The organism is Actinomadura livida, assembly GCF_014648675.1.
Lineage (GTDB): Bacteria > Actinomycetota > Actinomycetes > Streptosporangiales > Streptosporangiaceae > Spirillospora > Spirillospora livida.
In genome coordinates this window covers 159,085-184,094 of record NZ_BMRO01000007.1, presented here as the reverse complement: position 1 = coordinate 184,094, position 25,010 = coordinate 159,085, and the positions used below count along the sequence as shown (strand labels likewise).

General features: G+C 71.8%; 19 protein-coding genes. 12 read left to right on the top strand and 7 right to left on the bottom strand.

Going from position 1 to position 25,010, the window contains the following annotated elements:
• The first annotated feature begins 91 nt into the window (after positions 1-91).
• The 3 genes from IEZ03_RS18300 (at position 92) to IEZ03_RS18290 (ending at position 2,177) form a co-directional block, all read left to right on the top strand.
• The gene (locus tag IEZ03_RS18300) at positions 92-787 is read left to right on the top strand and encodes a 3-oxoacid CoA-transferase subunit A (protein ID WP_184881747.1); all 696 of its coding nucleotides are present in this window, start codon (positions 92-94) and stop codon (positions 785-787) included.
• A complete protein-coding gene (locus tag IEZ03_RS18295; RefSeq protein ID WP_184881745.1) occupies positions 787-1,425 on the top strand; it encodes a 3-oxoacid CoA-transferase subunit B in 639 nt (212 codons plus the stop codon). The genes IEZ03_RS18300 and IEZ03_RS18295 overlap by 1 nt, the downstream gene beginning before the upstream one ends.
• Before the next feature lie 158 nt (positions 1,426-1,583).
• A complete protein-coding gene (locus IEZ03_RS18290) occupies positions 1,584-2,177 on the top strand; it encodes a methyltransferase domain-containing protein (protein WP_229808379.1) in 594 nt (197 codons plus the stop codon).
• 48 nt (positions 2,178-2,225) lie between these two features.
• Here the strand turns inward: IEZ03_RS18290 and IEZ03_RS18285 are convergent, their stop codons facing one another.
• From IEZ03_RS18285 to IEZ03_RS18270, 4 genes are all read right to left on the bottom strand, one after another.
• Positions 2,226-2,882: a hypothetical protein gene (locus IEZ03_RS18285; protein WP_184881743.1), complete on the bottom strand. Its 657-nt coding sequence runs from the start codon at positions 2,880-2,882 to the stop codon at positions 2,226-2,228.
• Between the two features lie 18 nt (positions 2,883-2,900).
• Positions 2,901-5,207, bottom strand: coding sequence for a hypothetical protein (locus tag IEZ03_RS18280; RefSeq protein ID WP_184881742.1), 2,307 nt, complete (start codon positions 5,205-5,207; stop codon positions 2,901-2,903).
• Positions 5,204-5,878 carry a toll/interleukin-1 receptor domain-containing protein gene (locus IEZ03_RS18275; RefSeq protein WP_184881740.1) on the bottom strand — a complete coding sequence of 225 codons (675 nt, stop codon included), beginning with the start codon at positions 5,876-5,878 and terminating at the stop codon, positions 5,204-5,206. Before IEZ03_RS18275 ends, IEZ03_RS18280 begins: the two co-directional genes overlap by 4 nt.
• Positions 5,879-5,958: 80 nt before the next feature.
• The gene (locus tag IEZ03_RS18270) at positions 5,959-7,251 is read right to left on the bottom strand and encodes a helix-turn-helix domain-containing protein (protein ID WP_184881738.1); all 1,293 of its coding nucleotides are present in this window, start codon (positions 7,249-7,251) and stop codon (positions 5,959-5,961) included.
• 218 nt (positions 7,252-7,469) lie between these two features.
• On the opposite strand from IEZ03_RS18270, the gene IEZ03_RS18265 reads away from it, so the two are divergent.
• The 4 genes from IEZ03_RS18265 (at position 7,470) to IEZ03_RS18250 (ending at position 15,469) form a co-directional block, all read left to right on the top strand.
• A complete protein-coding gene (locus tag IEZ03_RS18265) occupies positions 7,470-7,676 on the top strand; it encodes a hypothetical protein (RefSeq protein ID WP_184881736.1) in 207 nt (68 codons plus the stop codon).
• A 408-nt stretch (positions 7,677-8,084) separates the two neighbouring features.
• Positions 8,085-8,918 (top strand): ATP-binding cassette domain-containing protein, encoded by an 834-nt coding sequence (locus tag IEZ03_RS18260; RefSeq protein ID WP_229808377.1) that lies wholly within the window; start codon positions 8,085-8,087, stop codon positions 8,916-8,918.
• Positions 8,919-8,976: 58 nt separating this feature from the next.
• Positions 8,977-9,825: an ABC transporter permease gene (locus IEZ03_RS18255; protein WP_184881732.1), complete on the top strand. Its 849-nt coding sequence runs from the start codon at positions 8,977-8,979 to the stop codon at positions 9,823-9,825.
• Between the two features lie 160 nt (positions 9,826-9,985).
• Positions 9,986-15,469 carry an ATP-binding protein gene (locus IEZ03_RS18250; RefSeq protein WP_184881730.1) on the top strand — a complete coding sequence of 1,828 codons (5,484 nt, stop codon included), beginning with the start codon at positions 9,986-9,988 and terminating at the stop codon, positions 15,467-15,469.
• Positions 15,470-15,496: 27 nt separating this feature from the next.
• Here IEZ03_RS18250 and IEZ03_RS18245 read toward each other — a convergent pair whose 3' ends face one another.
• From IEZ03_RS18245 to IEZ03_RS18235, 3 genes are all read right to left on the bottom strand, one after another.
• Entirely contained in the window at positions 15,497-17,428 is a 1,932-nt protein-coding gene (locus IEZ03_RS18245; RefSeq protein ID WP_184881728.1) for a DUF6807 family protein, read from the bottom strand.
• Positions 17,425-18,471: a mandelate racemase/muconate lactonizing enzyme family protein gene (locus IEZ03_RS18240; protein ID WP_184881726.1), complete on the bottom strand. Its 1,047-nt coding sequence runs from the start codon at positions 18,469-18,471 to the stop codon at positions 17,425-17,427. The genes IEZ03_RS18245 and IEZ03_RS18240 overlap by 4 nt, the downstream gene beginning before the upstream one ends.
• 83 nt (positions 18,472-18,554) lie before the next feature.
• Positions 18,555-19,442 carry an NAD-dependent epimerase/dehydratase family protein gene (locus IEZ03_RS18235; RefSeq protein WP_184881724.1) on the bottom strand — a complete coding sequence of 296 codons (888 nt, stop codon included), beginning with the start codon at positions 19,440-19,442 and terminating at the stop codon, positions 18,555-18,557.
• 145 nt (positions 19,443-19,587) lie between these two features.
• Between IEZ03_RS18235 and IEZ03_RS18230 the strand changes: the two genes are divergently transcribed.
• From IEZ03_RS18230 to IEZ03_RS18210, 5 genes are all read left to right on the top strand, one after another.
• Complete coding sequence (locus tag IEZ03_RS18230; RefSeq protein WP_184881722.1) at positions 19,588-20,556, top strand: LacI family DNA-binding transcriptional regulator; 969 nt, start codon at positions 19,588-19,590, stop codon at positions 20,554-20,556.
• Positions 20,553-21,578 carry an aldose epimerase family protein gene (locus IEZ03_RS18225; protein WP_184881720.1) on the top strand — a complete coding sequence of 342 codons (1,026 nt, stop codon included), beginning with the start codon at positions 20,553-20,555 and terminating at the stop codon, positions 21,576-21,578. Before IEZ03_RS18230 ends, IEZ03_RS18225 begins: the two co-directional genes overlap by 4 nt.
• Before the next feature lie 208 nt (positions 21,579-21,786).
• Positions 21,787-22,785, top strand: a complete 999-nt coding sequence (locus tag IEZ03_RS18220; RefSeq protein ID WP_184881718.1) for a carbohydrate ABC transporter permease — start codon at positions 21,787-21,789, stop codon at positions 22,783-22,785.
• On the top strand, positions 22,769-23,659 hold the full coding sequence (locus tag IEZ03_RS18215; protein ID WP_184881716.1) for a carbohydrate ABC transporter permease: 891 nt from the start codon (positions 22,769-22,771) through the stop codon (positions 23,657-23,659). Before IEZ03_RS18220 ends, IEZ03_RS18215 begins: the two co-directional genes overlap by 17 nt.
• Positions 23,660-23,700: 41 nt before the next feature.
• Positions 23,701-24,960 carry an ABC transporter substrate-binding protein gene (locus tag IEZ03_RS18210; protein ID WP_184881714.1) on the top strand — a complete coding sequence of 420 codons (1,260 nt, stop codon included), beginning with the start codon at positions 23,701-23,703 and terminating at the stop codon, positions 24,958-24,960.
• Positions 24,961-25,010 lie beyond the last annotated feature (50 nt).

Genomic DNA, 25,010 nt, shown 5'->3' with positions numbered 1-25,010 from the left:
GGATCTACCGTGACGCCGCCCACCGGTCGCGGCTCGTGCTGCCGTTCACGAAGCCCACCGCGGCGGAGAACCCCTTCTCTGGAGGAGCAGCGTGAGCAAGGCCCAGATACTCGCGTCACCGGACGAGGCGGTGCGCGTCGTCAAGGACGGCGACACCGTCCTGGTCGGCGGCTTCGGCTTCGCCGGCATGCCGTTCGACCTGATCGACGCCCTGATCCGGCACGGCGCGGGCGACCTCACCATCGTCTCCAACAACGCCGGCAACGGTGAGGTGGGCCTGGCCGCCCTGCTGAAGGCCGGCCAGGTCCGCAAGGTCGTGTGCTCCTTCCCCCGGCAGGTCGACTCCTACGTCTTCGACGACCTCTACCGCCGGGGGGAGATCGAGCTCGACGTCGTCCCGCAGGGCAACCTCGCCGAGCGGATGCGGGCGGCCGGAGCGGGCATTGGAGCGTTCTACTGCCCGACGGGCGTCGGCACGCCGCTCGCCGAGGGCAAGGAGACCCGCACGATCGACGGGCGCGACTACGTCCTCGAATACCCCATCCGGGGGGACGTCGCCCTGATCACCGCGCACACCGCCGACACGATGGGCAACCTCGTGTACCGCAAGACGGCCCGGAACTTCGGCCCGGTGATGGCCACGGCCGCCGCGACGACCGTCGTCCAGGTCTCCTCGGTCGTGGACGCCGGGCAGCTCGACCCGGAGGCCGTCGTCACCCCCGGCATCTACGTCGACCGCGTCGTCAAGGTCGAACCACGCCACTACACCGTGCAGGGAGCCCGCTGATGCCACTCGACCGTGACCAGCTCGCGGCCCGCGTCGCGCAGGACATCGCACCGGGCAGCTTCGTCAACCTCGGCATCGGCCAGCCCACCAAGGTCGCCGACCACCTCCCGGCCGAGCTCGGCGTCGTCCTGCACACCGAGAACGGCATGCTGGGCATGGGCCCCGCCGCCACCGGCGACGAGGTCGACCCCGACCTCACCAACGCCGGCAAGGTGCCCGTCACCGAAATGCCCGGAGCCGCGTACTTCCACCACGCGGACTCCTTCGCCATGATGCGCGGCGGCCACCTCGACGTGTGCGTCATGGGCGCCTTCCAGGTCTCGGCGGGCGGCGACCTCGCCAACTGGGACACCGGCGCGCCCGGCTCGATCCCCGCCGTCGGCGGCGCGATGGACCTGGCGATCGGCGCCAAGCAGGTCTACGTGATGATGACGCTCTTCGCGAGGGACGGCAGCCCGAAGCTCGTGCCCGCCTGCACGTACCCCCTAACGGGCGTCGGCTGCGTCAGCCGCGTCTACACCGACCAGGCCGTCTTCGAGATCACCCCCGACGGCGTCCGCGTCCTGGAGTCGTTCGACCTGTCCCTCGACGACCTCCGCACCCGCCTGGACATCCCGCTCCTGCCCGCCCCCTCCTGACCGGCACCCCGGCGAGCGCGTCCCCACCCCGCCCGGAGACGCGCTCGCCAACCCGCCACCGCCCTACACCCCCGCACCACTGAATCCCAGAGAGGAACCACCGGCCTCCATGCCGCCCCGGCCACGGGCCTCGCACCGCCCATGCGATGATCAAGTGGATGACGAACTACGCCCGTATGTACCGGTTCGGGGTTGCGCCGTGGGAGCGCTATGGGAAGGCGGCCGCGGAGAGCATCGCCTCGCTTCTGGACCGTGAAGAGGCCGAGCGTTCCCGCCCCCTTGGCCGGGCTCTCGACCTCGGTTGCGGCCGTGGCCAGTTCACCCCGGAACTCGCGCGCAGGGGGTGGGACGCGGTGGGTGTCGACTACGTGCCCGCCGCGATCGAGGCGGCCAGTCGCAAGGGCGGCGAAGGAGTCGCCTACGTCGTCGGAGACGTGACCGATCTGTCCTCCGACCTGGGATCGTTCGACTTCTTCTTGGACATCGGCTGTTTCCAGGGGTTCGATGCGGAGGGCCAACGGGCCGAGGGGCGCGGCGCCACCGCTCTGGCCAACCCCGGAGCGACCCTTCTGATGCTTGCGTTCGGTCCTACCCGCCTGCGCTCGCGCATCGGCGGCGTCTCCCAGGCAGAGGTAGAAGCCGCCTTCCCCGACTGGGCCCTACTTGACGTCCAGCCTGCGGAAACCGCCGGCCTGGGCTGGCCCATGAACAGGACCGCCCCCCAGTGGTACCGCCTGCGCCACCACCCCTGAGCCCGTTGTCCCCGGTGCTCGCATCAGGGCGGTCAGGTGATGCCTGGGTCAGGGTGTGCAGGAGGGGAGAACGGGCACCGGTTCGGTGTTCCAGGCGGAGTCGACCCACCCGGCGGGGAAATAGCCCCAGCCCTCGCCGGTGTACTGGTCGTCCCCCTGGGTGTAGAGCCAGGTGGTGCCTCCGCCCTCTGGCTCGGCCGTCCCCTCGGTCTGGCAGGCGAACCAGCTCTCCTGCTCGCGCAGGTATCCGCTGACCGGCGTGGACGCGTCCGGTCCCTCGTAGAGGTCCCCAGGGCGCTCGATCGCGCAGTACCACCGGTCGAAGGTGGTGCCGGTCGCGTCGGTCACGGGCTCGCCGCTGCGTGCACAGCTCGCCGCGTCGGTGCTCGGGGCGGGCGAGCCGCCGGCCTGTTCCGGCCCGGTGGGCTCGTAGGTCGGCAGCGACCGCGGCCACATCGTCTCCGGCCACTGGGAATGGGCGGTCTTCGCGCCGCCGACCAGCATGAGCACGGCGACGGCCGACACCGCCAGGCTCTTGCCCACCATCGCCGCGGTGGAGCGCAGGCCGTCGAACGGCGGTTCCGCCGGCTCTTCGGGAGGGGCTTCCGGCGCGAACGCCTCTTCGAGCCTCCTGGTGTCCTCTCCGCAGTGCGGGCACATCCGGCGGCCCAGCACGTTGTCGTTGCCGCACCAGCGACAGGTCATGATCGGTTTCCTTCCGGGTCAGCGCACACCGTGCTCGCCGTTGGCGCCGTCGGGCCGCCGGCCGTCATCGGACGGGGGAGAGTGCCGGGCCGGGTACGGGCCGGCCAGTGGGTCGCCGGGCGGCTCCGGGCGCGGGCGCGGCGGGGGGACGGGGGGCCAGAGGGCGTCGGAGCCGGGTGCGGCGTTGCGCCGCCGACGGGCCCGGGCGCGCATGATCCACTCGCCGCCGTCCGCGGCGACCGCCTCCAGGATGCTGAGCGCGCCGGTGAGGTCGGAGGTGTCGGGCATCTCGGCCGGCGTCCCGTTCCGCATCTCGCCCGCCCGCCGCAGCAGCCACTCCTCCAGGTTCTCCACCGTGATCTCGATGTACTTGCCGTCGACGAGCGACAGCCGGAACACCTGGAAGAAGACGAGCGCGGACTTGTCGGGGGCCCTCACTTCACGCCGGTGCCCGTTCCCTTGGGCGCCGGGCAGAAGGCGCTCCCGGCGGCCGTCGTCGAACCGGATTCCGTACTCGGTGGTGCGGGCGGAGGCCAGCGAGTCGTAGCGGAAGGCCATGCGCTGCTGGTCCTTCACGATCCCGGTCGGGAAGTCCAGGTGCACCCGCACTTGGCGGACGCCGGAACCGGTGAGGAGGAAGACCCACACGGCATACGCGGAGAAGCGGGACGGGCCGTTGCTGACCCTCGCACGCCGGCAGTTAGGGGCGGCCTCGGTCAGGAACGCGTGCGCGATGACGTCCCGGCTGCTCAGGCCGTACTGGTTCATCGCCAGCGTCTTCAGGTAGATCTTGTCGAAGTCCAGCCAGCGGGCCATCTCGTCGTCGGCGGGCCGGTTCGACAGCAGCATCAGGCGCCTCCGGTACGCCTGCCCCTCCCGGACGAACCGCTTCTCGTACGCCGTCCGCCAGGCGCGGTGCGTGTAGTGGCGGACGAGATGGACGTCGGCCCGCCCGACCGCGAGCAGGACGACGCCCACCAGCAGCCACCCCATCGCGATGTTGGCGATCACCGGATGGGCCCACTGCATTTGAGGCATGGCCAGGTACCACGCGGCGACGACCCCGATGACGCCGGCGGCCAGGCCCGCGATCCGCAGGAGGCGCTTAGGGTCCCTGACCTTCCCGGCGGCCCACGCGCGCTCGTCCTCCTCGGCGTGCCAGGCGATCAGCCAGTCGATCCGCGTGGGCGCGATCCCCTTGTCGCCGTAGACCTCGATGATCTCGTTGGCGAGCGTTGTCCTGGTGCGCCGCGTGGCGGCCGTCCACAGCGGCCGCTGCAACGGCGAACTCGGCGCGCGCTTCGCGTACTGGCGCTGCACCGAGCCGTGGACGTGGTCGGCGAACCGCCGGCGCTCCGGGCTCTGGCTCCGCCGGCGGGACCCGCGCGGGTCGCGCGTCGGGGTCGGCGCGTAGCGGATCGGCAGCAGCCCCGGGGCGACGTACGCGGTGAGGGTGCCGAAGACGAGGAGGAGGACGCCCGAGACGACCGCGGTCCTCCAGCTCACCGAGGCCACCAGCACGGCCGCCAGGACCAGCCCGGCGACAGCCATGACCGCGCCCCAGATCGCCATCGTCCACTGGGCCAGTTCGAGCGCCGGCCAGTGGACGGGCACGCGCAGCGGCTCGGCCGGAACGGGTTCGAAGAATTTCCAGACCCGGCCCTCCCGGTCGTCGCCTATCCGTTCCGTGCGGACGGTCTCGGCGTCGTGCGCGGCGAGCCTGTCCTGGAAGACGCCGCTCAGGATCATGTCGAGATGGCGCCGGATCTCCTCCCGGTGAACCGGGTTCAGCCGCTGGAACTCGGCGAAGAAGGCGTCGAGGCGCTCCGGGGCCAGGGTCCCCCTCTCCTCCTGCGTCTCCAGGCAGTCGATGAGTTCGGTGAGGACTCGGTGGGCGTCGTTCCACTGGTCGCCCGGCCCCCGCCGCGCGAGGTCCCGGGCCTGCCTGATCTGGTCGAACTGCTCCTTGTCCAGCAGATCGAAGGACCGGTCGCCGAGCACGGTGAGCGTCCAGTAGTAGGCGACCTCGTTCGCGAGGGACGACGGGTCGTCGGCGGAGACGAACCCGTTCGCCACGGCCTCGCGGATCAGTTCCTCGGCGGAGCGCATGCGCCCGCCCGCGATGTAGTTCTTCGCCACCGCGAACTTCTCCGCGGGCGAGGCGTCCTGCCTGACCTCGTACCTGACGTCCCCGTAGATGTTCTCGGCCACGATGCCGGCCCTGAAGTCGCGGCCCGCGGTGTTCCGGGCGCCGCTGCCGGGGGCGGCGTTGCGGGCGGCGGGCGAGGGCGGCCGCCACCACGCCGGGCGCTGGGGCTCGCTCATCGCTCGTCCTCGTCACCGGAGCCGCCGCCGCGCGGCCCATGCCCCCGGCCGGCCGCTTCTCCTGGGCCGTAGTTCACGTCACCGTGGAAGTTGTCGGCCACGATGTTGGCTATGAAGTCGCGCCCAGCCGTATTGCGGGAGCCACCGGAGCCGGGCTGGGACGGGCCCGTCCCCCGCCCGCCCTTCGAACCGTCGCCCGGCCACTCCTCCAGCCCCGGGACGAGCTTCGCGAGCTGCTCGGCGAGAAGGTCGAGATCGGAGTCCTGGGTCCGGCGGTCCAGCCGGATGTACTGGCACATGGCGAGCCGGGCGAGGTCGTCCGGCAGGTCCTCGGCGCGCAGCGGCTGCACGGCGCCGACGAGGACCGGTATCACCCGGACGTCGTAGCGGAACGCCTCCATGATCTCTTGCCGGGTCCAGTCGCCCGCCCGGTCGATCTTGCGCCGGCCGGCCGCGTCGGTCTCCAGCCAGTGCGGTCCGATGAACGCGAGCAGGACGTCGCTCTGCCGGACGGCCCTCAGCAGCGCGTGCATCCAGTCGTCACCGGGCGGGATCGACTTGCTCGCGCGGAAGAACACCCGCGGGCCGAAGCGGCTGGACAGCTCGCGTTCCACCAGCGCGGCGACGCTGTCGGTGTCCCCCGAGCGGTAGTTGACGAAGATGCTGGGCATATGGTTCTCCTTCGTTGTTTCCGTGTGCTCCGCAGGTGGGCGGATCGCGGCGGTCTCGGATGAGGTGTCGGTCCCGCGGGTCAGACCTCCGGCGAGCGGAGGGACGCGGTGAGCGCCGGGTACAGGTCGCGCACCGACGGATTGGTGTGCCAGCGCGACAGGACGCGGGCCAGCCGGCGCAGGTCGGCAGTGATCGTGGCGGACGCGACCACGTCGGTGATGGCCAGGAGCCGCTCGGTCAGCGCGCAGGCGTGCTCGACCTGGCCGGCGGACGCGTGGGCCAGGGCCTGCCGAACCCCGTAGCGCGCCCGGGAGCGCAGCGCGTCCGGGTGGATCCGGGCGACCTCGGCGTCGAGGATCTCGCCGGCCTCCTTCGGGCGGCCCAGCTCGTAGAGGCACCAGCCGGTGACCATCGAGACCGGGTCGGTGAGGTTCATCGTGCCGAGGACCGACGGCTCCGGCCGCCCGGAGCCGTGGCCGAGAAGCTCGCGCGCCCGGTCGAGGCTGCGCATGCAGGCGTCGTAGTCACCGGCCAGCGCGTGGCCCTGCGCCTCCCGCTGGGCGGCCAGGCCGCGGATGCGCGGCGGGGTGTCCTTGCGGACCTGGGCCTGGCGGGCCAGCTCGATGGTCTGCGCGGCGTCCTCGCGGTACAGGGTGACCAGCGCCCGCCGCACCAGGGCGTAGACGGCCAGGTCGTGGTCGTTCCCGGCGGCGGCCATGTCGACGGCCTTCGCCGTCCACCACAGGGCGGCGCGGGAGTTCCCCGACTCCTGCGCCATCCAGCCCGCGTACTCGGCGAACCGGGCGCCCAGCATGAGGAACTCTTCCCTGATCCCGGCCGGTGCCTGCAGCGCCAGCCCTCGCAGCACGTGTGTCTGGGCGATGGCCGCGGGCAGCACCACCCCGGGGCTCGCCGTCTGGCCCAGGTTCCGGGCCTGCTCGAACATGGTCCGGAAGACCTCCACGGCAGCCGGCTGCCGGGCGGTCGCCGCCATGCCCTGGCTGCTCAGGCCGAAGCCGATCAGCGAGGACGTCGTCAGCGTCAGCGCCTCCCGCCGGTTCACGGGATGGAACCAGTTGACCCCGTCGGGGGACATGCTCATCAGCCACACCTCGTCTTCGTCCGATGCCGTTTCCGGCGGCTCGGTGTCGGACGGCCGTCCGGCGACGAGTGAGACGAGCGCCCCCTGCGCCCCGAGCGCGGCGTCGCTCTGGCGAGCCAGTTCGGGCGAGGGTGATTTGCTCCCGTTCTCAATCTTGCTCAGATGCCCCTTGCTGTAGTGCAGGAGTTCCCCGAGTTGTGCCAGTGACAGTCCGGCCTCCATCCGCATTCGCCGGAGCTCTGCACCGAAGGTTGTCACCCGTCCCGTCATGGCGACCCCGGTTTCCCGTTGCCGACACCAAAGGGCGCGGCGAAACGCCTACCTGCGAATTCGGCGCGTCCGGCACGTTGGACACCGACCGAAGGAAAGGCGAGTGCCGGGACGTTCCGGCGCCGGCTCGCATCGGCCGAGGGAGGGCGCATATGACCCGTCGGACGGGGAGTGCGGGGGATGTCAGGCCCGGTGTCGTGCGAGGTTCCCCCCGGTGGGTGTGGATCTTCGCCATGTTCCAGTTGTGGGCGGCCGTGCCTTCGCTGGTCGAGCTTTACAGCGAGGGCGTGTGGCGACTTCTGCTCACATTGCCCGTGGCTTTCGTCGCGCTCATGGACGCCTGGCATGAGCTTCGGACACCTCCATGCATCGGTCACGGCGGCAGTATCTCGCCAAATCATGACGAAGGAGAGGGCATCGCCTGAGCCTTCGGGCGGGGTTTCCCGTTTCCCATCGAGAAAAGGTTTCCAGCGATCCGGACGTTCCACCTAATTTCCGACAGTCGCCCTGATATCACTCTCTTGATCTTTTGACAGAAAGGATCTTCAACGAGTGTGCACTTCGCCCTTGAACGACTTTCTGGAAACGTCATAAGTGGCGTCACGCGACGTCTAAAAACCAATTCGGTTCTCGACGGAGGGCCGCGCGGCCACCCGGATGCCGGCGTGTACGCCGGGGGGCGTAGTGGCGGAGTCGTCGCCAGGGGGACGACCCCGGCGGCCACCACCGGTCACGATCGGTGCATGAGTGGGATTGTGGATGGCCAGGGTGCGGTGGCCGTGCGTACTGAGGGGTTGACCAAGAGGTACGGGGAGCAGGTCGCTGTTGATTCGGTGAGTCTGACCGTGCGCAAGGGGGAGGTCTACGGCTTCCTGGGGCCGAACGGGGCCGGGAAGACGACGACGCTCCGCATGATTCTCGGGCTGATCCGGCCGAGCGGCGGGTCGGCGACCGTGCTGGGGCGGCCGGCGGGTGGCGCGGGGGTGAACCGGCAGGTCGGTGCGTTGGTCGAGGGGCCGGGGTTCTACCCGTATCTCAGCGGGCGCGACAACCTGCGCGTGCTGGCGCGCTATCGCGGTATCGGCGACGGCGACGTCGGGCGGGTGCTGGCGCGGGTCGGGCTCGCCGAGCGGGCGTCCGACGCGTTCAAGGCGTACTCCCTCGGGATGAAGCAGCGGCTCGGGGTCGCCGCGGCGCTGCTCGGTGATCCCGGGCTGCTGGTCCTCGACGAGCCCACCAACGGGCTCGATCCCGCGGGCGTCGGGGACATGCGGCGGCTGCTGACCGAGCTTGCCGCCGCGGGGCACACGGTGCTGCTGTCCAGCCACATGCTGAGCGAGGTCCAGGAGACGTGCGACCGGGTCGGGGTGATCAACCGCGGGCGGCTCGTCGTGGAGGCCACGGTCGGGGAGCTGCGGGGTTCCGGCGGCCTGCGGGTGCGGGCTGATCCCTTGAGCACGGCGCTGGACGTGAGCAGGCGGCTCGCCGGGGACGACGTGACCGTCAACGACGGGGCGCTGCTGCTGCGCGTCGACCCCGGCCGGGCGGCCGAGGTGACGCGGGCGCTGGTGGCGGCCGACGTCGACGTCCACGAGATGCGCCCGGTCGAGCGCTCGCTGGAAGAGGTCTTCTTCGAGATGACCGCGGACGAGGAGGCGGCCCGATGAGCACCCTGCCTTCGGCTGCGCCTATGACGACACAGACCGCGGACGAGGAGGTGGCACGATGACCGCGCTGACCGCGAGTACGCGTGCGGAGGTCCTGCGGCTGCGGCGATGGCCTGCCCTGTGGACGCTGGGCGGCGTGTGGCTGCTGCTGAACATCACCTTCGGTTACGTGTTCCCGTATCTCTCGTACAGAAATGGCGGCGGGTTCGCCAACGAGGGGGCCGACCCCAGGCAGTTGCTCGCCGACGTCATGCCGGAGAGCGTTCCCGTAGCGGTGGTGCAGGGGATGCCCATGTTCGGTGGGGCGATCCTGTTCGCTTTGGGCGCGTTGACCGCGGGCAGCGGCTACGGGTGGGGGACGTGGAAGACCGCGTTCACCCAGGGCCCGGGACGTTCCGCCGTGCTCGGCGGCACCCTCGCCGCTCTCGGCGGCGTCGTCGTCGCCGTCGTGCTCGGGACGTTCGCCATAGACCTCGGCATCGCCGCGTCGCTCGCCTCTGTCGAGGGCCAGGGCATCGCTCTGCCGGCCGCAGGGGACGTGGCGCGCGGGCTGGGCGGCGGTGTCCTGATCCTGGCCCTGTGGACGGCCGCCGGTCTGGCCGTCGGCACGCTCACCCGCAATCCCGCGCTCGCCGTGGCGCTGGGGCTGGTGTGGACGCTCGCGGTGGAGAACCTGCTGCGCGCCGTGTCGTCCCTGCTCGACTGGCTGGGGCCGGTCACGGACGTCCTGCCCGGGACGGCCGCGGGGTCGATCGCCTCGGCGGTCGGAGGGAACCCGGTGTCGGAGGGCGGCTCCCCCGGCGTGGTCGACAACCTCGGCGGCGGCGCGGCGGTCACCGTGGCGCTCTGCTACCTCGCGGTCCTCGTCGTCGTCACCGGAGTGCTCGCGCGCCGCGACGTCGCGTGACCGCCCGCGGCGCTGCTTTTGAAGGTTCTCCACAATTCGAGCGGCGCAGCATGAGTCGTGTCCGGCATGGCGCCGCGGCCGGGTGGACGGAAAAGTGATACCTGCCGCGACGGTCATGCCGCGGTGCGCGCAGCGTCGGTCTGGAGAAGGGCTCGGTCGGGTGTTCAGTCGTGTCGCCATCGTCAACCGTGGTGAGGCCGCCATGCGGCTCATCCACGCCGTGCGGGACATCACCGCGGAGACCGGGACGCGGATCGAGACCGTCGCCCTGCACACCGACGTCGACCGCACCGCCACGTTCGTCCGCGAGGCGGACCTGGCCTACGATCTCGGTCCGGCGTCCGCGCGTCCCTACCTCGACATGCGGGTGCTGGAGCGCGCGCTGGTGGAGACCGGGGCCAACGCCGTGTGGGTGGGCTGGGGCTTCGTCGCGGAGGACCCGGCGTTCGCCGAGCTCTGCGAGAGGCTCGGCGTCACCTTCGTGGGCCCGAGCCCGGACGCGATGCGCAAGCTCGGCGACAAGATCGGCGCGAAGCTGATCGCCGAGGAGGTCGGGGTGCCGGTCGCGCCGTGGAGCCGCGGTCCGGTCGAGACGCTCGACGCCGCCCTCGCCGCGGCGGAGAAGATCGGCTACCCGCTGATGCTCAAGGCGACCGCGGGCGGCGGCGGGCGCGGCATCCGCGTGGTCGCGAACGCGGACGAGCTCACAGACGCCTACGAGCGCACCAGCCAGGAGGCCGCGCGGGCGTTCGGCAGCGGCGTCGTCTTCCTGGAGCGCCTCGTCACCGACGCCAGGCACGTCGAGGTCCAGGTGATCGCCGACGGGCAGGGCACGGCGTGGGCGCTCGGCGTCCGCGACTGCTCGGTGCAGCGGCGCAACCAGAAGGTCATCGAGGAGTCGGCGTCGCCGGTGCTCGACGCGGCGCAGGCGGCGGAGCTGAAGGCGTCGGCGGAGCGGCTCGCCCTCGCGGTCGGCTACCGCGGCGCGGCGACCGTCGAGTTCCTCTACCACCCCGGTGACCGGCTGTTCGCGTTCCTGGAGGTCAACACCCGCCTCCAGGTCGAGCACCCGATCACGGAGGCGACCACCGGGTTCGACCTCGTCAAGGCGCAACTGCACGTGGCGGCGGGCGGCCGGCTGGAGGGCGACCCGCCGGCGGAGCGGGGGCACGCGATCGAGGCCCGGCTGAACGCCGAGGACCCCGACCGCGACTTCGCGCCGTCCCCGGGCCGCATCGCGCGGCTGGACCTGCCCGCCGGGCCGGGCATCCGGGTCGACACCGGCGTCAGCGAGGGCGACACCATCCCCGCCGACTTCGACTCGATGATCGCGAAGATCATCGCCTACGGCGGCGACCGCGCCGAGGCGCTCGGCAGGCTGCGCCGGGCGATGGCGCAGACCACCGTGATCATCGAGGGCGGCGCGACGAACAAGAGCTTCGTGCTCGACCTGCTCGACCGGCCCGAGGTGATCGACGCCAGCGCCGACACCGGCTGGATCGACCGCGTCCGCGACGAGGGCGGGCTCGTCACGCACCGGCACTCCGCCGTCGCGCTGGCCGCCGCCGCCATCGAGGCGTACGAGGAGGAGGAGCGCGCCGAGCGGCAGCGGCTGCTGTCGACGGCGTTCGGCGGACGCCCCCAGGTCCAGCACGAGAGCGGGCGCCCCCTCGACCTCAAGCTCCGCGGCGCCGCCTACCGGGTGCGGGTCGCGCGGATCGGCGCCGACCGGTTCCGCGTCGGCGTCGAGACCGGGAGCGGCGGCGACGGCGCGGTCCGCACCGCCGACGTCGAGCTGGAGCGCTTCGACCGGCACACCGGGCAGATCATCGTCAACGGCACCCGGCACCGCCTGCTCACCGGCACGCACGGCCCGGTCCACCTGGTCGAGGTCGACGGCGTGACGCACCGCGTCAGCCGCGACGAGGGCGGCGTGATCCGCTCCCCCGCGCCCGCGCTGGTCGTGGACACGCCGCTGAAGGCGGGCGCCGAGGTCGAGGCGGGCGCGCCGATCCTGGTGCTGGAGAGCATGAAGATGGAGACGGTGCTGCGGGCGCCGTTCAAGGCGCGGCTGAAGGAGTGCGCCGTGTCCGTGGGCAGCCAGGTGGAGACCGGCGCGCCGCTGCTGCGGCTGGAGCCGCTCGCCGACGACGACGCCGAGGCCGAGGACGTCTCGTCCGCCGGGGCCGTCGAGCTGGACCTGCCCGCCGCGCCCGCGGAGGTCCCGGCCAGGGTGCGGCTCACCCGCGCCCAGGAGGACCTCCGCAGCCTGCTGCTGGGCTACGACGTCGACCCGCACGACGAAGGCCGGGTGCTGGACGAGTACATGGCCGCGCGCCGCGCCGCCGTAGCGGAGGGCCACCAGCCGCTGGCCGAGGAGCTCCGGCTCATCGACGTGTTCGCCGACCTCGCCGAGCTGAGCCGCAACCGCCCCGCGGGCCGCGACGCGGCCGCCGACGGGGAGGGCCACGTCCACAGCGCGCGGGAGCACTTCCACAGCTACCTGCAGAGCCTGGACGTCGAGCGGGCCGGGCTGCCGGAGGCGTTCCAGGCCGAGCTCGCCACGGCGCTCGGGCACTACGGCGTCACCGACCTCGAACGCTCCCCCGAGCTCGAGGCCGCGGTGTTCCGCATCTTCCTCGCGCAGCAGCGCGCGGCGGCCGACGCGGCGGTCATCGCGTCGCTGCTGCGCACCTGGCTGCAGGAGCCGCCGCCGGAGGAGGCGCTGCGCGAGCCCGCCGGCCTCGCGCTGGAGCGGCTGGTCGCCGCGACGCAGGTCCGCTTCCCGGTGGTGTACGACCTTGCGGCCGGCGTGGTGTTCGCGTGGTTCGCGCAGCCGCTGCTTCGCCGCAACCGCGCCCGCGTCTACGCCGACGTCCGCCGGCACCTGCGGCACCTGGACGCGCACCCCGACTCACCGGACCGCGCCGAGCGCATCGCCGAGATGGTGCGCAGCACCGAGCCGCTGGTGCGGCTGCTCGGCCAGCGCCTCGACCGCCACGACCGGGACAACTCGGTCATGCTGGAGGTGCTGACGCGGCGGTACTACGGCAACAAGGGCCTCACGGGCGTCCGCACGACCGAGGCCGCGGGCTGCACGTTCGTGGTCGCCGAACGCGACGGCAAGCACCTCGTCTCCGCCGCGGTCGGCTTCGGCGCGCTCGGCGGCGCGCTGCGCGGGCTCGCGGAGCTGGCGGGCGGCGTGGACGCCCTCGACGCCGACATCTACCTCTCCTGGGAGAACCAGCCGGAGGGCTACGACGCGATGGCGGCGGCGCTGCACGACGTCATCAGCGCGCACCCGCTGCCGGAGAGCGTCCGCCGCGTCACCGCCACCGTCGCGGGCAGCAGCGGCGCGGTGATGCACCACCACTTCACGTTCCGCCCGTCCGCCGCGGGGATGGCCGAGGAGCGGCTGATCCGCGGCCTGCACCCGTACATCGCGCAGCGGATGAAGATGGAGCGGCTGAGCAGGTTCGACCTGACCCGGCTGCCGTCGTCGGACGAGGAGGTCCACCTCTACCGGGCGGTGGCGCGGGAGAACCCGTCCGACGACCGCCTCGTCGCGTTCTCGCAGGTGCGCGACCTGACCGAGCTGCGCGACAACGACGGCAGGCTGCTCACGCTGCCGACCGCCGAGTACACGATCGCGTCCTGCGTCGACTCGATCCGCCGGGCCCAGTCGCGGCGGTCGTCGAAGAACCGGTTCCCCACCAACCGGATCGTGATCTACGTCTGGCCGCCGAGCGGGCTCACCCGCGCCGAGCTGGAGACGCTGGCCAGGCGCGTCGTGCCGACGACCGCGGGCGCCGGGCTGGAGGAGATCCTGCTCATCGGGCGGCAGCGCGACCCGGCGACCGGCGACCTCCGCAAGATCGCGGTGCGGGTCGCCTACGACGCCGCCGGCGGCACCAGGCTGCGGGTCGGCGAGCCGACGGACGACCCGGTCGAGCCGCTCGACGGCTACCGGCAGAAGGTGCTGCGCGCGAGCAGCCGCAACACGGTGTACCCGTACGAGCTGACCCGGCTGCTCGGCGACTTCACCGAGCACGACCTGGACGACGGCGGCGCGCTGGTCCCGGTCGACCGGCCGAAGGGGCGCAACACCGCGGCGATCGTCGCGGGCGTCGTCACCACGAAGACCCGGCTGCACCCGCGCGGCGTCACCAGGGTCGTGCTGCTCGGCGACCCGACGAAGGCGCTCGGCGCGCTGTCGGAGCCGGAGTGCCGCCGCGTGATCGCCGCGCTGGACCTGGCGGAGCGGATGCGGGTGCCGCTGGAGTGGTACGCGCTGTCCGCGGGCGCCAAGATCTCCATGGAGTCCGGCACGGAGAACATGGACTGGGTCGCCGCCGCGCTCAAGCGGATCGTGGAGTTCACCCAGGACGGCGGTGAGATCAACGTCGTGGTCGCGGGCATCAACGTCGGCGCGCAGCCGTACTGGAACGCCGAGGCGACGATGCTGATGCACACCAAGGGCGTCCTCGTGATGACGCCGGACTCGGCGATGGTGCTCACCGGCAAGCAGTCCCTCGACTTCTCCGGCGGCGTGTCCGCCGAGGACAACTTCGGCATCGGCGGCTACGACCGGGTGATGGGCCCGAACGGCCAGGCGCAGTACTGGGCGCCGAACCTCGCCGCCGCGCGGGACGTGCTGATGTCGCACTACGCCCACACCTACGTCGCGCCGGACGAGGACGCACCGCGCCGGGCCACCACCACCGACCCGGTCGACCGCGACATCTCCGACTTCCCGCACGTCGTGCCGGGCAGCGACTTCGGCACGGTCGGCGAGATCTTCTCCGCCGAGGCCAACCCGGACCGCAAGAAGCCGTTCGACATCCGGACCGTGATGCGGGCGCTGTCCGACCAGGACCACCCGGTCCTGGAGCGCTGGGCCGGGATGGCCGACGCGGAGACCGCGGCCGTCCAGGACGTGCACCTCGGCGGCATCCCGGTGTGCCTGCTCGGCATCGAGTCGCGGTCCGTGCCGCGGCGCGGCTTCCCGCCGACCGACGGCCCGGACGCCTACACCGCGGGCACGCTGTTCCCGCGGTCGTCGAAGAAGGCCGCGCGAGCGATCAACGCGGCCAGCGGCAACCGGCCGCTGGTGGTGCTGGCGAACCTGTCGGGCTTCGACGGCTCGCCCGAGTCGATGCGCAAGCTCCAGCTGGAGTACGGCGCCGAGATCGGCCGCGCGATCGTGAACTTCCGCGGGCCCATTGTGTTCTGCGTGATCTCGCGCTACCACGGCGGCGCGTTCGTGGTGTTCTCCAAGGCGCTGAACCCGAACATGACCGTGCTGGCGGTGGAGGGGTCGTTCGCGTCGGTGCTCGGCGGCGCGCCCGCCGCCGCGGTGGTGTTCTCCGGCGACGTCAACGCCCGCACCGCCGCCGACCGGCGGGTGCGGGACCTGGAGGCCCGCGTCGCCGTCGCCGGGGGTCCCGAGCGGGCCGTGCTGGCCGCCGAGCTTGAGGAGCTCCGCACGGTGGTCCGCGCGGAGAAGCTCGGCGAGGTGGCCGCGGAGTTCGACCGCGTCCACGACATCCACCGCGCGGTCCAGGTCGGTTCCGTCGACGCCGTCGTCCGCGCCGCCGAACTGCGTCCCCGCGTCATCGAGGCGATCGAGGCGCGCCTGAGCTGAGCACCCGTACCGGGAGGAGCCCTAGCGTCATCGAGGCGATCGAGGCGCGCCCGGTGACGGGGCGTGGGCGCTGACCGCTTCGCGGGCCTGCCCCGGGGTGAGCCGTCCGTCGGCGACGACGACGGTGAGCGCCCGGGTCAGGCCCTCCGCGACGGTCAGCGGCTTCTCCCAGGCCAGGGCGGGGCCGACGCCGGGATACTGGGCGACGCGCACGAACCAGGGGTCGAGCCCGGCGGTCTGCACGAACACCAGGCTCCACGCGTCCGAGACCAGTGCCAGCCAGGGCGTGACGCTGCCGTGCACGGCCTCCTCCCCGGCCGCCTCGCCGGTGAAGACGGCCAGCCCGGCGGAGTCCTTGGGCGCGCGCCAGAAGAACCCGCCGTAGCCCGCGCCGGCGCGGCCCTTGCACGCCGAGCTCTGCAGGACGAGGGGCTTCCCGGTCCGGCCGGTCAGCGTGAACGCGAAGTCCAGCGCCCACGCGTCTCCGGCGGGACGCGCGGTCAGCGTCCGTTCCTCGGCGGCCAGGACGGTGCCGTCCGGGCCGACCCAGTCGAGGGCGTCGGCGTAGCCGCCCGGGATCGGCCGGAGCGTGCGGCGCCGCTGCCGCCCGTGATTGGGAAGTATCTTCGGGCCCTCGTCGCGGACGTAGGTGGAGCCGCCCCAGAAGTTCGCCCCGTCCACGTCGGCGACCGCGACACCCGCACCGAAGTGATGGACGTGGTCATCCGGCTGGGTTTCGGTGACGACGGTCCCGCCGAGGGTCCGGACGGGGTGCAGGTGGGGTCGCGGGGCATCGGTGGCCTGCAGGTCCCCGCGCTGGACGTAGGAGGCGACCTCCCGCGCGCCCACCCGCAGCGCCGTCTCCGGCCACGGTTCCCGGACCGCGCCGAGGCTGCCGGGGAAGCCCAGCTCGGAGAGGGTCGCGAGGTCCCGCGCCGCGCGGACGGCCAGGCCCTCGATGCCGGGCAGCACCAGCCGGGACGGTTCCGTCCGGACGAACCGCTTCTCGACCGGACGCGGTGGCGGGGCGAGCCGGATGGCGTCGAGCAGCCGGGTGAAGCCGCCGGTGCGCGCGAGCGGCACCAGGAGCGGCGTGCCGTCCCGGATGTGCGCGAGGAGGTTGCCGAGCAGGTCGGTCCGGCCGAAACCGGTCCGGACACCGTCGGCCTCGATCTCGTCCAGGGTGTAGAAGAGCCGGGCCGACCGGGTCTCGCCGTGGAGGTGCAGGTAGGGCTCGGTGCGCCGGGCGGAGCAGAGCGAGACGGTGATCGCGATGTCCGTCCCGTCCGCGAGGCGCAGCCGGGCGCTGGAGGTGTCGTCGGACTCGATCTCGTTGGCCCGGAACAGCTCCAGCTCGATGCCGCCGACGGAATCGACGGTGTCCGCTCCGGCCACCGCCAGGGCGGAGGCGACGGCGTGGGCGAACGGGTTGGTGAGGGCGCCGTCCATGACGTCGACCCCGTCGAGCCGCCGCCGGCCCGCCCACGGCGAGCGGGTGAAGTACGAGAACGGCCGGGTCCACGCCCCCGCGACCCCGATGGCGCGGAGCGGCTCGCCCAGCAGCTCCCGCGCGGCCGGGATCGCGTGCGAGCCGAGCGCCTGGAAGCCGACCTGGCAGCCGAGCCCGGTCTCGGCCACCGCGGCGGAGATCGCGCGGAACTCCGCGACCGACGGCGCGGGCGGCTTCTCCAGCAGCACGTGCGCCCCGGCCCGCAGCGCGGCCGCGGCCAGCGGCGCGTGGGTGTGGATCGGGGTGGCGATCACCGCCGCCTCCGCCCCGGTTTCCCGGATCAGCGCGGGAAGATCCGGCCCGCTCGGCACGTCCAGCCCGGACGGCGGCGCGATGTCGCACACCCCGGCCAGCTCGGCCCGCCCGGCCGCCGCCAGCCGCCGGACGTTCTCCAGGTGGTTGCGCCCGTAGCCGTTGACCCCGGCGACGACGACCCGCACGGGCCTCACGGCGCGGCCCACCGGGTCGGCGCGCCCGTCGCCCGCAGCTCCGCGCCGGCGATCTCCACTGGGGGCGGGCCCGCGAGCAGCCCGAGGTCGGTGAGCGTCGCGTCCTCCGGTACCTCCACCATCGCGGGATGCTGCAGGGCGAGGGCGAGCTGGCCCGACAGCTCGGTGAGCAGGTGCGGGTACACCGGAACGCCGAAGACGCGGGCGAGCTCGGCGATGCGCAGGAACGGGGTGATCCCCCCGACCCGCACCACGTTCGGCTGGACGACGTCGCACGCACCGGCGGTCAGCAGGTCGCGGAAGCCGTAGGTGGTAGCGACATTCTCCCCGACCGCGACCGGCGTGCCGATGCCGCGGCGCAGCTCGACGTGCGCGGCGAGGTCGTCGGCGGGCAGCGGCTCCTCGATCCAGAAGACGTCGAACCGCTCCAGCGCCCGCAGCGCGGTCCGGGCCCGGTGCAGGTCCCAGCGCTGGTTGGCGTCGATCATCAGCGCGGTGCCGGGGCCGACGACCTCGCGGACGGCCGCGACCCGCGCGACGTCCTCGGCGAGCGAGGGCCGCCCCACCTTGACCTTGACGGCCGGGTACCCGGCGGCGGCCCAGCGCCCGGCCTGGGCGGTCAGCTCGTCCAGCGGGTAGTGCAGGTTGATCCCGCTGCCGTAGACCGGGACGGCGTCGCGCCGCGCCCCGAGGACGTCCACCAGCGAGCGGTCACCGCATTCCAGGTCCCACAGCGCGAGATCGACCCCCGCCATCGCGATCGGGACGATCCCGGCCCGTCCCGCCTCGGCGAGATGCGCCGAGAGCCTGTCCCAGACGACGCCGGGATGCGCCGGGAGCCCGATCACCGCGTCGCGGACATCGTGCTCCAGCAGCGCCTTCACCGCGTGCAGCCCGATCTGCGGCGTCCAGGAGATCCCGGTGCCCGACCGCCCGTCGTCCAGCGTGAGCGTGACGAACAGGACGTGGTTGCACGGCACGTCCGCGCCCCACGGCCGGGCCAGCGGCACCGACCGCGCCACGACCGACAGGTCCTTGATCATCCCTGCTCCCTGATCACAAGCGCCTTTTTCGTGAGTGCCTTGATCGTGAGCGCCTTGATCACACGTGTCATGAGCGCCGCCCCTCAGACGAGCTCGGTGCGCCAGCTGCGCTTGGCGGTCCAGCCGAGCAGCCGCTCGGCCTTGGCGGAGGAGAACGCCGGGGAGGTGCCGGTGAGCGCGCCGGCGGCCTCGGCGGTCGCGGGGAAGAACCGGGGCAGCAGCTCGGCCAGCGGCTCGCGGGCCAGCGCGTCCCCGGCGCCGGCGAAGAACACCTCGCCGTTGCGCTCCAGCCGGGGCAGCTGGGCGAGCAGCGCGCCGATGAACTCGCCGGCGTCCCGGGCGTCCAGGTAGTTGAACAGCGACACGCTGCCGATCTCCGGCCGGTCCAGCCGCTCGCGCAGGGTGTGCCCGGACTGGGTCGGGGCGCCCTCCCACTCCTCGGGCGCGATGACGAAGCAGGGGCGGAACGCGGCCATCCGCGTGCCGGTTGCGGAGCGGGCGAACGTCTGCATGGTCTGCTCGGCGACCAGCTTCGACAGGCTGTAGACGTTCCAGGGCCGCGCCGGGTGCTCCTCGTCCAGCGGCAGGTACGCGGGCGTCCAGCCGCCGGGCGCGCCGTAGCCCAGCACCGTGGGGCTGCTCGCGACGACCAGCTCCGGCACGCCCAGCGCCACCGCGGCCGCGCAGACGTTGAACGCCAGCTGGGTGTTGACGCGGAACGTCGTCGCGTCCGTCCGGCCGAACGGCACCGCGATGGCGGCGAGATGGACGACCGACTCCGGCCGGAAACGGGTGATCGCCGAATGGGCCTCGCCGAGATCGGTGAGGTCGGCGGGCAGGGTCTCGGCGGCCTCCCGCGGGGTGCCCGGGGCGCTGTCCACGCCGATCACCTCGTGTCCGGCGGCCGCCAGCGTGGTGACGACGCTCCGGCCCAGCCGGCCCGCGCTTCCGGTGACGAGCACTCTGCTCACCGCATGGACTCCTTCGCGTGCTGCAACCAGTTGCAGTAACGATCGCTCCCCAAGGCCCGGCCCGTCAAGGCATCAGCGCTCCACCAGTACAAACGGTCGCAGTGATCACTCCGAACTTGCAAACGGTTGCGTTAGGGTGGACGCCATGGCAGTGACTATCCGGGACGTCGCGCACGCGTCCGGCGTGCACGTGTCGACGGTGTCGCGGACCTTCTCCGCGCCGCACATGGTGAACGCCGAGACGCGGACCCGGGTGCTGGCGGTGGCGGAGCGGCTCGGCTACCGGCCCAACCGGGCGGCCCGGTCGCTCACCACCGGCCGGACGAACAACCTCGGGCTGATCGTCGCCGATCTCGCGAACCCGTTCTTCCCCCCGCTGATCAAGGCCGCCCAGGCCGCCGCCCGCGCCCGGGACTACCACCTGTTCGTCGCCGACACCGACGAGGATCCCGCCAAGGAGCAGGAACTCGTCCTGGCGTTCTCCAAGCAGGTCGACGGCATCGTGCTGTGCAGCCCAAGGTCGTCGAACAAGGCGCTGGAGAAGCTGGTCAAGACGATCCCGTTCGTCCTGGTCAACCGGCGGCTGCGCGGGGTGACGACCGTGGTCATGGACGTCGCCCGCGGTGCCCGCACGGCGATGGAGCACCTCGCCGGGCTGGGCCACCGGCGCGTCGCCCTCGTGTCGGGGCCGTCCGGCTCGTGGACGAGCGGCGAGATCCGCAAGGCCGTCACGGACATGCCCGGCGTCGAGACGGTCGTCATCGGCCCCAACGCGCCCACCGAGGAGGGCGGCGTCACCGTCGCCGGCCAGGTCGCGGCGTCGGGCGTGACCGCCGTGCTCGCCTACAACGACCTCGTCGCCATCGGGCTCATCGAGGGCCTGGAGGAACTGGGCGTCGGCGTCCCCGGCGACATCAGCGTCATCGGCATCGACGGCAGCATCACCGGGCGCCTGTACCGGCCCAAGCTCACCACGGTCGCCATGCCCACGGCCGACGCCGGGCGCATGGCCGTCGATCTGCTCATCACGTCGATGAGCGCGGCGGCCGTCCTGGAGACCCACCTGGTGGTCCGCGAGTCCACCGCTCCCCCGAAAGGATCCCCACCCCCATGACAGGTCACGATCTCTTCGGCGCCACGCCGGAAGGCGAGCAGGTCGACCGGTACGTGCTGGACAACGGACGGCTGCGCGTCGCGGTCCTCACCCTCGGTGCGACCGTCCAGCGGCTGGAGGTGGCCGACGGCACCAACGTGGTGCTCGGTCTCGACTCGGTGGACGACTACCTGAACCGCAGCCGGTACTTCGGCGCGGTCGTCGGACGGTACGGCAACCGCATCGGCCACGCCCGGTTCACCCTCGACGGCAAGGAGTACCGGCTCGCGGCGAACGACGGCGCGCACAGCCTGCACGGCGGCGTCCGCGGCTTCGACAAGCGGGTGTGGCGGGCCGAGCCGGCGGGCCCGGCGGACCTCCTGCTGAGCCTGGTGAGCCCGGACGGCGAGGAGGGCTACCCCGGCGAGCTGACGGCGAGCGTCCGGTACCTGCTGGACGGCGACACGCTCCGGCTGGAGTACCGCGCGACGACCGACGCCCCGACCGTGGTCAACCTGACCAACCACTCCTACTTCAACCTGGCGGGCGGCGGTGACGTGCGCGGTCACATGGTGATGCTGGAGGCCGGCCACTACCTGCCGGTGGACGAGGGGAAGATCCCCACGGGCGAGCTCGCCCCGGTTGCGGGGACGCCGTTCGACTTCACCGAACCGGCCCGCGTGGACGCGCGGCTCGGCGGCCGCTACGACCACTGCTACGTCTTCACCGCCCCCTCCGATGCGCGACCCGGCGCGGGATCCGGCGTCCAGGGCGACGGGAACCCCGTCCTCCGGGGCCGGGCGACGGTCACCGATCCTGGCAGCGGCCGTTCGCTGGAGGTCGCCACCTCCGAACCGGGCGTGCAGTTCTACACCGGGCACATGCTGGACGGTGCCGCCACCCCGTTCGGCCCGTTCGCGGGCCTGTGCCTGGAGACCCAGCGGTTCCCCGACGCGCCGAACCGGCCGGCGTTCCCGTCCGCGGTGCTGCGCCCCGGGGCGACGCACGTCTCGGCCACCGAGTACCGCTTCGGCGTCTCCTGAACCGACTGCAAACGGTTGTAGTAACAGGCGGCACGGCCAGGAGTCTTATCGCGACGTTCCGTCCGCGGAAACCACGCTGACCTGCCCTAACTACGAAACCGCTCATCGCGGACAGTGAGGAATCTCACTGCAAAGGGTTGACGACATCTCCGCCAGCGCGCTAAGAAAGCGCTATCTCAACACCCTCCGACCCACCGAAGGGCGAGTGATGACGCTTAGGCCCGCCGCGGCCGGCCCGGCGACGGAGACGGCCGAGCCGCCGGTCACGTCCTCCCGCGTGGAGACGGGCGACCGCCCGCCCGGACGCCGCAAGAAGAGTTCCCGCGCCCGCGCGCAGGCGTGGACCGCCTACCTGTTCCTGGCCCCCTGGTTCCTCGGCCTGTTCGCCATCACGCTCGGCCCGATGATCGCGTCGCTGTACCTGTCGTTCACCGACTACAGCCTGCTGAGCGAGGCGCAGTGGGTCGGCCTGGACAACTACGACACGATGTTCACGGCCGACGACCGCTACCTCAACTCGCTCAAGGTCACGACCGTCTACGTGGTGGTCTCGGTCCCGCTCCAGCTCGCGTTCGCCCTAGGGCTGGCGCTGGCGCTGGACAAGGGGCTGCGCGGGCTGTCGTTCTACCGCTCGATGTTCTACCTGCCCTCGCTGCTCGGCGGCAGCGTGGCGATCTCCATCCTGTGGCGCAAGATCTTCGGGACGGACGGGATCGTCAACACCTTCCTGGGCTGGTTCGGCTACGAAGGCCAGGGCTGGGTCACCAGCCCGGACACCGCGCTGTGGACGCTGATCATCCTGCACGTCTGGACGTTCGGCGCCCCGATGGTGATCTTCCTGGCCGGGCTCCGGCAGATCCCGCAGAACCTCTACGAGGCGGCGCGGGTCGACGGGGCCGGGCGGATCCGCCAGTTCCGCTCGATCACGCTGCCGCTGCTCACGCCGATCATCTTCTTCAACGCCGTGCTCGAAGTGATCAAGTCGTTCCAGTCGTTCACCCAGTCGTTCGTCGTCAGCGGCGGCACCGGCGGACCGGTCGACTCGACCCTCTTCTACACGCTCTACCTCTACCTCAAGGGCTTCAAGAACTACGAGATGGGATACGCGGCCGCCATGGCGTGGGTGCTCCTCCTCATCATCGGGGCCCTGACCGCCGTCAACTTCCTCATGTCTCGATTCTGGGTCTTCTATGGCGACGACAAGTAAGCGGGCGACGGGCGGAGCGGCGGCGGGCGGGCGCGTGCCGATCCTGTTCCGTCCCGCCTCGCGGCTGACCAAGCACGTCCTGCTGATCGTGTTCGGGCTGTTCATGCTCTACCCGCTGCTCTGGATGCTCTCCAGCTCGGTCAAGCCGGAGGAGCTGATCTTCCGGGAGCCCGGCCTGGTCCCGTCCGAGGTGACCGCGGAGAACTACTCCGGCGGCTGGGACGCGCTCAAGCACTCCTTCGGCTACTACATGTGGAACTCGGCGGTGATCACCGGGCTGGCGGTCGTCGGCAACCTGCTCGCCTGCTCGCTGGCGGCCTACGCGTTCGCGCGGCTGGACTTCCCGTTCAAGAAGCTCTGGTTCGCGATCATGCTGGTCTCGATCATGCTGCCGCACCACGTGACGGTCGTGCCGCAGTACATCGCCTTCAACAAGATCGACTGGATCAACACGATCTGGCCGATCGTCGTGCCGAAGTTCCTGGCCACCGACGCGTTCTTCATCTTCCTGATGGTGCAGTTCATCCGCACCCTCCCCCGGGAGCTGGACGAGGCGGCCGCGATCGACGGCGCGGGGCACTTCCGCACGTTCCTCCAGGTGGTGATGCCGCTGTGCGTCCCCGCGCTCGCCACCACGGCGATCTTCACGTTCATCTGGACGTGGAACGACTTCTTCACCCAGAACCTCTACCTCACCAATTCCGACAACCTCACGGCCCCGGTCGCGCTGCGCCATTTCATGGACACGAGCGGCGATTCCTCCTGGGGGCCGATGTTCGCGATGTCGATCGTCTCGATCGGCCCCATCTTCGGCTTCTTCCTGGCCGGCCAGAAATACCTCGTCCGAGGCATCTCGACCACCGGCCTCAAGTAACGGCCCTCCACAACCCCCCTGTCCCCCCGGAGGTACAACAGATGAAGCGCATTCTGGCGGCCGCGGCCGCCACCCTCCTCGCGGTGTCGGCCACCGCGTGCGGAGGCGGCGACGACGGGTCCGGCGGCAAGACGAAGGTCGTCTTCTCCTACTGGGGCAACGACTCGCGGCAGAAGCTGACCGAGGCGGCCATCGCCGAGTTCGAGAAGAAGAACCCCGAGATCGACGTCGAGGGCGACTTCTCCGACTGGGACAGCTACTACGAGAAGCTCGCCACCAAGACCGCGGCCGGGGAGGCCCCGGACGTCATGTCGATCGAGATCCGCGGCCTGGCGGAGTTCGCGAACCGCGGCATCCTCGCCGACACGGCCGGGAAGGTCGACACCGCCGGCCTCGACCAGGAGGTCCTCAAGGCCGGGCAGGTCGACGGCACGCAGTTCGCGATCCCCACCGGCGTCAACGCCTTCCCGATGATCGTCAACGAGAAGACGCTGGAGGAGCACGGCCAGAAGCTCCCGGACGACAAGACGTGGACCTGGGACGACTACATCGCCACGGCCCAGAAGGTGACCGAGGAGAGCGGCGGCGAGATCTGGGGCACCGAGTACAACGAGAACCCCGCGTTCCTGCAGATCTTCGCCGCGCAGCGCGGTGAGCAGTTCTACGCCGGCGGCAAGGTCGCGCTGACCGAGCAGACCATCAAGGACTGGTGGGCCCTGCTGCAGAAGATCATCGACAGCAAGGCCGGGCCGGGCGCCGCCGAGATGCTGGAGACCGGCACCAAGGTCGACCAGGCGCTGCTCGCCACCAACAAGAGCGCGTTCGGGAGCTGGTGGAGCAACCAGCTCGACGCGCTGACCAAGGGCTCCGGCCAGGAGCTGAGCCTGCTGCGGATGCCGAAGTCGCCGGGCGCCACCGGCTCGGGCATGTTCCTGCAGCCGGCGATGTACTACACGATCTCGGCGAAGAGCGAGGAGGCCGCCGCGGCGCAGAGGTTCGTCGACTTCCTGGTCAACGACCCGGCCGCCGGCGCGATCCTGCTCAGCGACCGCGGCCTGCCCACCAACTCCGCGGTCGTCACCGCGATCAAGGACAAGCTGTCGCCGGCCGACCAGAAGGTCCTGGCCTTCATGGACTCGATCAAGAGCGACCTCAGCCCGATCGTCGTCCCGCCGAAGGGCGCGATGGAGATGGAGGACATCCTGAAGCGCGCCACGGACTCGGTCCTGTTCGGCAAGGCGAAGCCCGACGAGGCCGCCAAGACCTTCCTGACCGAGGCCAACAACGCGCTGTCCCCGTGACACCCCCGGCGCTCCGGTAACCCCGACGAGCCGTGCGGCCCGTGAAACGG